We start from the raw sequence: 10,552 nt of genomic DNA, 5'->3' as shown, positions 1-10,552 counted from the left end.
ACGCTGCCCACGGTGGACGACCCGCCCGCCACCGACCCGCCGGACGATCCGCCCGACGACCCGCCGCCGGGCACGGACGAGCCCGACCCGCCGGTGCGGGACGGGGAGCCGCTGCTGTCGGTCTCGGTGTCGGTGTCGCTCGGACTGCCGGTGCTCGGCGGCGACGGCGAGAGGCTGCTGGACGCCGACGTCGGAGTGGGCCTCGGCACCTCCCTGCTGGGGGTCGTGCTGGTGCCGGGTTCGGTGCTGCTCGGACGGCAGATCGTGGTCCGCAGGGTACGCCGGTCGCGCGAGCGGGAACGCCCGTGAGCCGCGCCACAGCCGGCGACCGTCTCCTGGGCCGAGTGAGTAAGCGGAGCCCTGCCATCGGGTAGGGGGCCGGTCAGTCCTTGGCCAGGGCCGCCAGCAGGCGGTCCTCGGTGACCTCGGGGCCGGTCAGCTGCTCGGTGATCGCGCCGTCGCGCAGCACCACCACGCTGTCGCAGTTCTCCACCAGCTCGGCCACGTCGGAGGAGATGAGCAGGATCGCCAGCCCGTCCACGGCGAGCTCGTCCAGCAGCGTCTGCATCTCCAGCTTGGTCGCCACGTCGACCCCGCGGGTGGGCTCGTCCAGCAGCAGCACCTTGGGGTGCATGGCCAGCCACCGCGCCAGCAGCACCTTCTGCTGGTTGCCGCCCGACAGCTCGCCGGCCGGCTGCCGGGGCGAGACCGCCTTGATGCCGAGCCGCTTCATGAACGTCGCCACGATGCCGTCCACCTGCGCGTCGGACACGATCCCCGCCCGCGACAGCCGCGGCAGCGCGGCGAGGGCGATGTTGTCGCGCACCGACAGCGTGGGCACGATGCCCTCGGTCTTCCTGTTCTCCGGCACCAGGCCGATCCCGGCGCGTACGGCGCTCCTGACCGACCACTTGCGCGCCCCCGACGCGGGACGCGCGCCGGTCACCGTCACCTGCCCCGCGTCCACCGGCAGGGCGCCCGCGATGGCGCGGGCCGTCTCGCTGCGCCCGGCACCGAGCAGCCCGCCGAGCCCGATCACCTCGCCGGCCCGCATCGCCAGTGACACCCCGTCGAGCACGTGGTGGCGGGTGAGCCCCTTGGCCACCAGTACGGGCATGTCGGCGGGCTCTTCGGCCGGGCCGTCCGCGTGGGGCGGCTCCACCGGGTGGAAGGGCCGCCCGAGCATAAGCGAGACCAGCCGCAGCCGGTCGAGCCCCGCCAGCGGCCCGGTGTGCACGACCCGGCCGTCACGCAGCACGGTGACCCGGTCGCAGATGCCGAACAGCTCCTCCAGCCGGTGGGTGACGTAGATGACCGAGCGGCCCTCCTCGCGCAGCCGGGTCACGGCCCCGAACAGGGTCTCCAGCTCGGCGTGCTCCAGCGCCGACGTGGGCTCGTCCATGATGACCAGGCGGGCGTCGGCGGAGGCCGCCCTGGCCAGGGCGACGAGCTGGCGCGTGCCCTCGTTGAGCGAGGCGAGCGGGCGGCGTACGTCGATGCGCAGCCCGTACGCGGCCAGCACCTCCTCGGCGCGGGCGTGCACGGCCGCGCTGTCGATCAGGCCGAGCCGGCCCCTGGGCTCCCTGCCGAGCAGCAGGTTGCGGGCGACGCTCATGGTGGGGACGAGGTTGGTCTCCTGGTGGATCGTGGCGATCCCGGCCCGCCTGGCGTCGGCGGGGCCGGCGAACGTGACCGGCTCGTCGCGGAAGCGCAGTTCGCCCGCGTCGGGCGGGTGGACGCCGGAGAGCACCTTCACCAGGGTCGACTTGCCCGCGCCGTTGCCGCCGATGAGGGCGTGCACCTCGCCGGGGCGCACGGACATGGTGACGTGGTCGAGGGCGGTGACGCCCTGGAAGGTCTTGAGAACGCCTGCCACCTGTAGCACGGTTGCCTCCGCCTCGATGGTGGTGGAGGAAGAAAACATTCTCGTAACGGGTTTGTCACATTCGATCAGTAGCGCGATCAGAACTGGGCGACGTGCAGGCGCACGCCCCGGCCGCTCAGCTCGTCGAGCACGTCGCGGGGCGCGGAGTCGTCGGTGACCAGGTGGGCGATCTGGTCGGCGGGTACGGTCTGCACCATCGTGTCGACGCCGATCTTGGTGTGGTCGGCCAGCACGACGACCTCCTCGGCGGCCGCGGCCAGCGCCCGGTCGACGCCCGCCACCTGCATGTTGGGCGTGGACAGCCCGCGCTCGGCGCTCAGCCCGTTGCCCGAGATGAACGCCCTGCGCACCCGCAGCCCGGCCAGTGAGTGCTCGGCCGCGCTGCCCACCAGGGCCAGGATCGAGCCGCGCAGCGTGCCGCCGGTCAGCATCACCTCGACGCGCGGAGAGCCGGCCAGCACCTGGGCGACCAGCAGCGAGTTGGTCACGACGGCCAGTTCCGAGTGCCGCGTCAGGCGGCGGGCGAACTCTTGAGTGGTGGTGCCGGGCCCGACGACGACGGCGTCGCCGTCCTCCACCAGCGCGGCGGCCAGCTCGGCGATGGCGGTCTTCTCGGCGGACTCGAGCGAGACCTTGTGGGCGTAGCCGGCCTCGCGCGACAGCTCGCCCGGCAGGGTGGCGCCGCCGTGGTGGCGGTTGAGCAGGCCCTCGGACTCCAGCGCGCGCAGGTCACGGCGGACGGTGACCTCGGAGGAGTGCACGGCCTGGGCGAGCTCGCGCAGCGACACCGCGCCGTTGGCGCGCACCAGCTCAAGGATGCGCTGCCTGCGTTCAGCGGCGAACACGGGCCTGCGGCCGTCGCTCTGCGTGTCGCTCACGTCCCGATCATATTCGACGCGCCAACATGCGTTCACCTTTGACCGAACGCGAACGATTCTGATCGGAAATCTTGACCGGCTCGGTCCGGCAGTGCTTACTTTGGAGCATGTCAGGGTCAAAACCTGTCCGAACGTGATCAGCGCATCGAAAGGACCCCCCGTTGCGTAAGCCCCTCGTGCTGTTGCTCGCCGTTCTGATGTCCGTCTTATGGCAGGTGCCGCCCCCAGCCTCCGCCGCTGACTCCGTCGCTGACTCCGCCGCGACCGAGCGGCACGGGCTGCGCGGCGACTACTACCTCGCCTCGGCGGCGGGCGCGTTCGACTTCGCCGAGCTCAAGGCGAGCGTCGTCGACCCCAACCTGGAGCTGGCCGACCTGAACCCCGTGTTCACCATGCTGACCGGCAGGGAGGACGACGTCACCGTACGGTGGACCGGGCAGATCGAGCCCGAGCACTCCGAGACCTACACCTTCTCGATGATCGGCGACAACGGCTTCCGCCTCTGGATCGACGGCAAGCCGATCATCGACCACTGGGTGGACGACTGGGACACCGAACGGACCGGCACCCCGATCGCCCTGGAGGCCGGCAGGAAGTACGACATCAAGGTCGAGTACTTCGAGCACTACGGTGGCGCCCACCTGCGCCTGCGGTGGCAGAGCCCCAGCCAGCCGAAGGCCGTCGTGCCCGCGCGGGCGTTCACGCTGCCCGAGGATTTCGACCCGGGAGGCCCGGCCGACGCCAGGCTCGGCGAGGCCGGCGACGTCGCCACGCTCACCTTCCCCAAGGCGCTGGCCGACCTGCCTCCGGACGCCGCGGGCAAGCTCGCCGTCACCGTCGGCGGCACGGCCTGGCCCGTGACCGCGGCGACCCTGAAGAACCCCGAGACCGTCGAGCTCAAGCTCAAGCACCCGATTCCGGCGAAGGCCGGCAACACCGTACGCACCGGTTACGACGGCAACGGCGGCATCGCCTACGCCGACGGCAGCGAGCTGGCCGCCTACACCTACGGCTACGTGCACAACACCTCGGCCTACATTCTGCGCAGCCAGTGGGCCGACGACGTCGACCCGGCGAACCCGCTGCCCGAGTACCCCAGGCCGCAGCTCGTCAGGGACCGCTGGCAGAGCCTCAACGGCACGTGGCAGTTCGCCCCCGCCAAGGAGGGCGAGGCCGCGCCCATCGGCCGTGACCTGCCCGAGCGCATCGTCGTGCCGTATCCCGTCGAGTCCCAGCTGTCCGGCATCGGCCGGCACGAGGAGAGCATGTGGTACCGCAGGACGTTCGAGGTGCCGCGTGGCTGGCGCGGCGACCGTGTCCTGCTGCACCTCGACGCGGTGGACTGGCAGGCCGCCGTCTACGTGAACGGCAAGCGGGTCACCACCCATAAGGGCGGCTACGACCGGATCAGCGTCGACGTGACCGACGCGCTCAAGCGCCACGGCCGCCAGGAGCTCGTCGTCGGCGTGTACGACCCGGCCGACGCCGGCAGCCAGGCCCTCGGCAAGCAGCGGCTCGACCCGGGCGGCATCTGGTACACCACCGTGTCCGGCATCTGGCAGTCCGTCTGGCTCGAACCGGTCGCCAAGGACCACATCGAACGGGTCGACGCCGTGCCCGACGTGCCGGGCAAGGCGGTGAAGGTGACCGTGCACGGCTCGCCCGGCACCGTGGTCGTGACGGCCAGGGACGGCAGGCGCGTCGTCGGCAAGGCCACCGGCAGGACCGGCAAGGAGCTCAGGATCCCGGTGCGCGAGCCCAGGCTGTGGTCCCCCGACGACCCCCACCTGTACGACCTGGAGGTCAGGCTCAAGCGCGACAAGGCCGAGTCCTACTTCGGGATGCGCTCCATCGAGGTGTCCGGCAACCGGATGGTACTCAACGGCAAGCCGGTCTTCCAGATCGGCCCGCTCGACCAGGGCTTCTGGCCCGACGGCATCTACACCGCCCCGACCGACGAGGCCCTGCGCCACGACCTGGAGCAGACCAAGGCGCTCGGCTTCAACGCGGTGCGCAAGCACGTCAAGGTCGAGCCCGACCGCTGGTACCACCACGCAGACAAGCTGGGCCTGCTGGTCTGGCAGGACATGCCGTCGGCCGTACGCGCCGACGACAGGCCCCAGTTCGAGGCCGAGTTGCGCGAGCTGGTCGACCAGCACCGCAGCAGCCCGTCCATCGTGATGTGGGTGCCGTTCAACGAGGGCTGGGGCCAGTACGACCAGGCGCGCATCGCCGACCTGGTGAAGAAGTGGGACCCCTCGCGCCTGGTGAACAACATGAGCGGAGTCAACTGCTGCGGCGCCGTGGACGGCGGCAACGGCGACGTCAAGGACTTCCACATCTACCCCGGTCCCGGCAATCCCGGCAAACCGGAGGGCACCAGGGCCAACGTGATCGGCGAGTACGGCGGCCTGGCCCTGCCGCTGGTCGGCCACACCTGGTCCGGCGGCGGCTGGGGCTACGCGGTCGAGCCCGACCCCGAGTCGCTGACCGACCGCTACGTCGGCATGGTCGAGGAACTGCGGCGGCTGCACGCCTGCGAGCAGCTCAGCGGCGCGATCTACACCCAGACCACCGACGTGGAGACCGAGATCAACGGCCTGATGACGTACGACCGTGCGGTCACCAAGCCCGACGTGAAGCGCGTCCACGACGCGCACAAGGCCCTGACGGGCGAGATCGACCCGTCCTGCGCCTGAGCTCCGCACGCGCCCGGGCCCTCGTGGCCCGGGCGCGGCTCCTGATAGGAAAGGAACGCCATGACCCCCCATATCCGGACAGCCGCGCTGGCGCTGGCCGTGCTCCTCACCGCGTCGGCCTGCGCCAAGTCGGAGGAGCCCCAGAGCGCGCCCGCCGCCACCAGCACCGCGGGGCGGCAGGTCGTCCAGACCCCCTCGGGAACGGCCGGCCCCACCTGCACGCTCGACCAGTTCGGCGGCGAGAAGTTCGACCTCAAGACGGCCACGGTCGGCTTCTCGCAGTCCGAGAAGGAGGCCAACCCGTTCCGGATCGCCGAGACCAAGTCGATCAGGGACGAGGCGGACAAGCTCGGCATCAAGGACCTCAAGGTCACCAACGCCCAGTCGCAGTTCTCCAAGCAGATCACCGACGTGCAGCAGCTCATCGCCCAGGGCGTGCAGCTCCTGGTGATCGCCCCGCTCAACTCCGACGGCTGGGAGCCCGTGCTCCAGCAGGCCGCCGCCAAGAAGATCCCGATCATCACGGTCGACCGGAAGATCAACGCCAAGCCGTGCAGCGACTACCTGACGTTCATCGGCTCGGACTTCTACGAGCAGGGCAAGCGCGCCGCCGACCGCATGATCGACGCGCTCGGCGGCAAGGGCAAGGTCGCCATCCTCCTCGGCGCCCCCGGCAACAACGTCACCACAGAGCGTACGAACGGCTTCAAGGACCGTGTCAAGGAGAAGGCGCCCGACATCACGATCTCGTTCGAGCAGACCGGCGAGTTCGCGCGTGAGAAGGGCCAGCAGGTCACCGAGCAGCTCATCCAGTCCAACCCCGACATCAACGGCATCTACGCGGAGAACGACGAGATGGCGCTCGGCGCGGTCACCGCGCTGAAGGGCGCGGGCAAGGAGGCCGGCGACATCAAGATCGTGTCGGTGGACGGCACCCGCAGCGCCGTCCAGGCCATCGCCGACGGCTGGCTGCACGCGGTCATCGAGTCCAACCCCCGCTTCGGCCCGCTGGCCTTCGAGACAGCCCGGAAGTTCCTCGACGGAGAACCCATCCCCGACAAGGTGATCATCTCCGACCGGGACTACGACACGACCAACGCCAAGGACTCCCTCGGTGAGGCGTACTGACTTGGAACCGGTTCTCGAGGCCAGGGGGATCAGCAAGCGCTTCCCCGGTGTGCTCGCCCTCGACGGCGTGTCCCTCGCCCTCCGCCCGGGTGAGGTGCACGCCCTCGTCGGGGAGAACGGCGCCGGGAAGTCCACGCTGATCAAAGTCTTCACCGGCGTGTACCAGCCGGACGGCGGCGAGCTGCACCACCAGGGCCAACCCGCCGCCTTCGGCACCCCCATGGACGCGCAGCGCGCCGGCATCTCCACCATCTACCAGGAGGTCAACCTCGTCCCGATGATGAGCGTGGCCCGCAACCTGCTGCTCGGCCGCGAGCCGCGCCGCCGCTTCGGCGTGATCGACGCGGCCGCCATGAACGGCGAGGCCGAACGGGTCCTCGCCGGCTACGGCGTCGACACCGACGTCAGGCGGCCGCTGCGCTCGCTCGGCGTCGGCGCCCAGCAGATGGTCGCGCTGGCCAGGGCCGTGTCCATCGACGCGCGGGTCGTCATCATGGACGAGCCCACCTCGTCGCTGGAGTCGCGCGAGGTCGAGACGTTGTTCGGCGTGATCAGGCGGCTGCGCGACCAGGGGATCGCCGTCATGTACGTCAGCCACCGCCTCGACGAGCTCTACCAGGTGTGCGACCAGGTGACCGTGCTGCGCGACGGCCGGGTCGCCCACACCGGGGCGCTGGCCGGCGTGGAACGCCTGCGCCTCATCTCGCTGATGCTCGGCCGCGACCTGAGCGAGGTCCGCTCGCAGGGCACGACCCGCTTCTCCCGCGACCGCGCGGGCACGGGCACGGAAGGCGGGCAAGGCCGGCGTTCCCCGGTGGTCGAGGCGCGCGGCCTGACCCGGCGGCACGTCCTCGACGGCGTGGACGTGTCCGTCAGGCCCGGCGAGGTCGTCGGGCTCGGCGGACTGCTCGGCGCGGGCCGTACCGAGACCGCCAAGGCCATCGTCGGCGCGCTCCCGCTTGACGGCGGGCAGGTGCTCGTGGCAGGGGCGCCCGTGCGCACCGGCTCCACCACGGCGGCCATCCGCGCGGGCGTCAGCCTGCTGCCCGAGGACCGCAAGGCCGAGGGCATCATCCCGACGCTGTCCGTCCGCGAGAACATCGCACTCGCCGCGCTGCCCTCGCTCGGCCGGGGCGGCGTGGTGTCCGACGCCAAGATCGACCGTGTGGTCGAGATCTTCATGCGGAGGCTGAGGATCAAGGCCGCCTCGCCGCACCAGCTCGTCTCCGAGCTGTCCGGCGGCAACCAGCAGAAGGTGCTGCTCGCCCGCTGGCTCGCCGTACGGCCGAAGGTGCTGCTGCTCGACGAGCCGACCCGGGGCATCGACGTCGGCGCCAAGGCCGAGGTGCAGGCGCTGATCGACGAGCTGGCACTGGAGGGGCTGGGCGTGCTGCTGATCTCCTCCGACCTGGAGGAGCTGGTCGAGGGCGCCGACCGGATCCTCGTGCTGCGCGACGGCGCGGTCGCGGGGGAGCTGTCGGGCGACGACGTCACCGAGGAGAGGATCATGGCGACGATCGCGGAGCAGGCCGATGGCTGAGCTCACCACCCAGGGCGCCGGCCGCGTCGCCGTGCTGAAGCCGCGCGTGTTCGGCTGGGTGCAGGACTACGGCGTGTACGCCGCCGTGCTGGCGCTGCTGCTGTTCAACGTGCTGTTCACGCCGCACTTCCTGGACGCCTCGAACTTCCGCACCCAGCTCGTCCAGGTCACCCCCATCGTGATCGTCTCCCTGGGGATGGCCCTGGTCATCGGAACCCAGGGCATCGACCTGTCGGTCGGCTCGGCGATGTCGCTGGCCGCCGCGCTCGTCGTCCTCTACCTCGGGTACGGCTGGCTGCCCGCGCTGATCGTCGCCGTGCTCGGCGGGGCCGTCGTGGGCGCCGTGGGAGGGGCGCTGGTCGCCTACGTCGACGTGCAGCCGATCGTGGCCACCCTGGCCCTGCTCGTCGGAATACGGGGGCTGGCCAACGTGCTCGTGCCGCAGCTGGTCGAGTTCCGCAACCCCGACCTGATCGCGCTGGGCAGCAGCTCCGTCGCCGGGATCCCCGTCATCGTGCTCATCGCGGCCGCGCTCACGCTCGTCGTGATGTTCGTGGTGCGGCGGACCACGTTCGGCCGGCAGGTGGTGGCGATCGGCGGCAACCGGTCCGCCAGCGAGCTGTCCGGGCTGCCCGTCAAACGTGTCCTGCTGATCGTCTACGTGATCTCCGGCCTGCTCGCGGCGCTGGCCGGGGTGCTCGCCACCGCCCGCCTGCAGGCGAGCGACCCGACGTCGCTCGGCCTGTTCATCGAGCTGTCGGCGATCACCGCCGTCGTCGTCGGCGGAACGCCGCTGACCGGCGGCCGGATCAGGGTGCTCAGCACCGTCATGGGCGCGCTGCTCATGCAGCTGCTGGCGGCCACGCTGATCAAACACAACCTGCCGCAGTCGTGGACCCAGATGGTCCAGGCGGTCATCATCCTGGCCGCCGTCTACGCCACCAGGGAGCGTGCCACCCGATGAACCGTGAACAGGTGAGCCGGATGCTGCAGCAGCACGGCGCGGTCATGGTGCTGGGCGTGCTGGTGATCGTGGGCAGCCTGGCGTTCGACTCCTTCGCCACGACGGGGAACGCCGCCAGCGTGGTCGTGTCGTCGTCCTTCCTGGCGATCATCGCGATCGGCATGACGTTCGTCATCATCAGCGGCGGCATCGACCTGTCGGTGGGGTCGCTGTTCGTGCTCGGCGGCGTGCTGGGGGCGTACGGCTCGCAGTACGGGCTCGTCGTGGCGCTGCTGCTGCCGCTGGCGGTGTGCGGGCTGGTCGGCCTGCTGCAGGGCCTGGTGATCGCGCGTACGGGCATGGCGCCGTTCATCGTCACCCTGGCGGGGCTGCTGGGCGTGCGCGGCCTCATGCTCGCGATCTCCGACGAGGGCGCCACGACGTATCTGGTCGAGGACCGCGCCTTCGCGGCGCTGGGTCAGGGGAACGTGCTCGGCCTGACGTACCCGGTCTACATCACGATCGCGCTGTCGCTGGCCGCCATGGTGCTGCTGCAGCGTACGGGCTTCGGCCAGAACGTCTACGCCATCGGCGGCAACGAGCAGGCGGCGGCGCTCATGGGCGTGCCGGTGGTGCGGACGAAGGTGTACGTGTACCTCATGTCGGGGCTGCTCGCGGGGCTGGCCGGCGCGCTCAACGCGGCCCGCCTGTCCTCCGGGGTCACGATCCTCGGAATCGGGATGGAACTGGACGTGATCGCCGCCGTGGTGATCGGCGGGACCCTGCTGACCGGGGGAGCCGGAGGGATCACGGGGACGGTGGCCGGGGTGCTGCTGCTCGGCGTGATCCAGAGCCTGATCAACCAGGTGGGCAACCTGACGTCCGCGTTCCAGCAGGTGGTGAGCGGGTTGTTCCTGGCGCTGGTGGTCGTGGCGCAGCGGCTGCTGAGCAAGGCGCAGCGGCTGACCTGACCGCGAGCCGACCTCGCGAGCCGACCTCGCGGGCCCACCCGCGCGGCGTGAGCCGGGTGGCGGGCAGGACTGGCGCCGGGGAGCGGCGCCCCGTCTAACCGCGGGTCCCGCTCCAGGTTGCCCACGCCCCGACTGTACGTCCCGCGCGCCGGCCGGTCAGGCCAGCGTCTCCCACCAGCCGTCCACCACCGGGGCGGCCGCGGTGTCCACGGCCTCGCCCGGCCGCGGCACGACGATCGTGACGTCGCGGGCCTTGGCCTCGCGCCACAACCGCTCCACCGGCTCCGCCCACGGGTGCAGGGCCAGCGTGAACGTCGCCCAGTGCACCGGCAGGAGCAGCCCGCCGCCCAGGTCGAGGTGGGCGTTGACGGCCTCCTCCGGCGTCATGTGGATGTCCGGCCAGGCCGGGCTGTAGGCGCCGACCGGCATCAGCGTCAGGTCGAACGGCCCGTGCGCCGACCCGATGCCCCGGTAACCCTCGAAATAGCCGGAGTCGCCGGCGTAGAAC

General features: G+C 71.2%; 9 protein-coding genes. 6 read left to right on the top strand and 3 right to left on the bottom strand.

Features of this window, described 5'->3' with window-relative positions; translation table 11 throughout:
• A partial coding sequence (locus tag GUY59_RS44155) for a hypothetical protein (RefSeq protein WP_201762077.1) occupies nt 1-309 on the top strand: 309 nt, incomplete at its 5' end.
• A 73-nt stretch (nt 310-382) separates the two neighbouring features.
• On the opposite strand, the gene GUY59_RS44150 is transcribed toward GUY59_RS44155, so the two are convergent.
• Together GUY59_RS44150 and GUY59_RS44145 are read right to left on the bottom strand one after the other, a co-directional pair.
• Nucleotides 383-1,876 (bottom strand): sugar ABC transporter ATP-binding protein, encoded by a 1,494-nt coding sequence (locus GUY59_RS44150; RefSeq protein ID WP_252375141.1) that lies wholly within the window; start codon nt 1,874-1,876, stop codon nt 383-385.
• 86 nt (nt 1,877-1,962) lie between these two features.
• Nucleotides 1,963-2,763, bottom strand: coding sequence for a DeoR/GlpR family DNA-binding transcription regulator (locus GUY59_RS44145; RefSeq protein WP_212746291.1), 801 nt, complete (start codon nt 2,761-2,763; stop codon nt 1,963-1,965).
• Between the two features lie 161 nt (nt 2,764-2,924).
• Between GUY59_RS44145 and GUY59_RS44140 the strand changes: the two genes are divergently transcribed.
• Genes GUY59_RS44140 through GUY59_RS44120 form a run of 5 tightly spaced genes read left to right on the top strand, consistent with a single transcriptional unit; the run spans nt 2,925 to nt 10,044 of the window.
• Nucleotides 2,925-5,462 (top strand): PA14 domain-containing protein, encoded by a 2,538-nt coding sequence (locus GUY59_RS44140; RefSeq protein ID WP_201762076.1) that lies wholly within the window; start codon nt 2,925-2,927, stop codon nt 5,460-5,462.
• Nucleotides 5,463-5,522: 60 nt separating this feature from the next.
• Nucleotides 5,523-6,590, top strand: coding sequence for an ABC transporter substrate-binding protein (locus GUY59_RS44135; protein ID WP_138205823.1), 1,068 nt, complete (start codon nt 5,523-5,525; stop codon nt 6,588-6,590).
• Nucleotide 6,591: 1 nt separating this feature from the next.
• Nucleotides 6,592-8,130, top strand: coding sequence for a sugar ABC transporter ATP-binding protein (locus tag GUY59_RS44130; RefSeq protein WP_171055545.1), 1,539 nt, complete (start codon nt 6,592-6,594; stop codon nt 8,128-8,130).
• Nucleotides 8,123-9,094 (top strand): ABC transporter permease, encoded by a 972-nt coding sequence (locus GUY59_RS44125; protein WP_132340215.1) that lies wholly within the window; start codon nt 8,123-8,125, stop codon nt 9,092-9,094. Before GUY59_RS44130 ends, GUY59_RS44125 begins: the two co-directional genes overlap by 8 nt.
• A complete protein-coding gene (locus GUY59_RS44120) occupies nt 9,091-10,044 on the top strand; it encodes an ABC transporter permease (protein ID WP_138205827.1) in 954 nt (317 codons plus the stop codon). The genes GUY59_RS44125 and GUY59_RS44120 overlap by 4 nt, the downstream gene beginning before the upstream one ends.
• A 156-nt stretch (nt 10,045-10,200) precedes the next feature.
• Here GUY59_RS44120 and GUY59_RS44115 read toward each other — a convergent pair.
• A partial coding sequence (locus tag GUY59_RS44115; RefSeq protein WP_161715042.1) for an MBL fold metallo-hydrolase occupies nt 10,201-10,552 on the bottom strand: 352 nt, incomplete at its 5' end.

This window comes from Nonomuraea sp. K271 (assembly GCF_009908215.1).
Classification (GTDB): domain Bacteria; phylum Actinomycetota; class Actinomycetes; order Streptosporangiales; family Streptosporangiaceae; genus Nonomuraea; species Nonomuraea longispora.
This window is presented reverse-complemented; position numbering and strand designations above follow the sequence as displayed.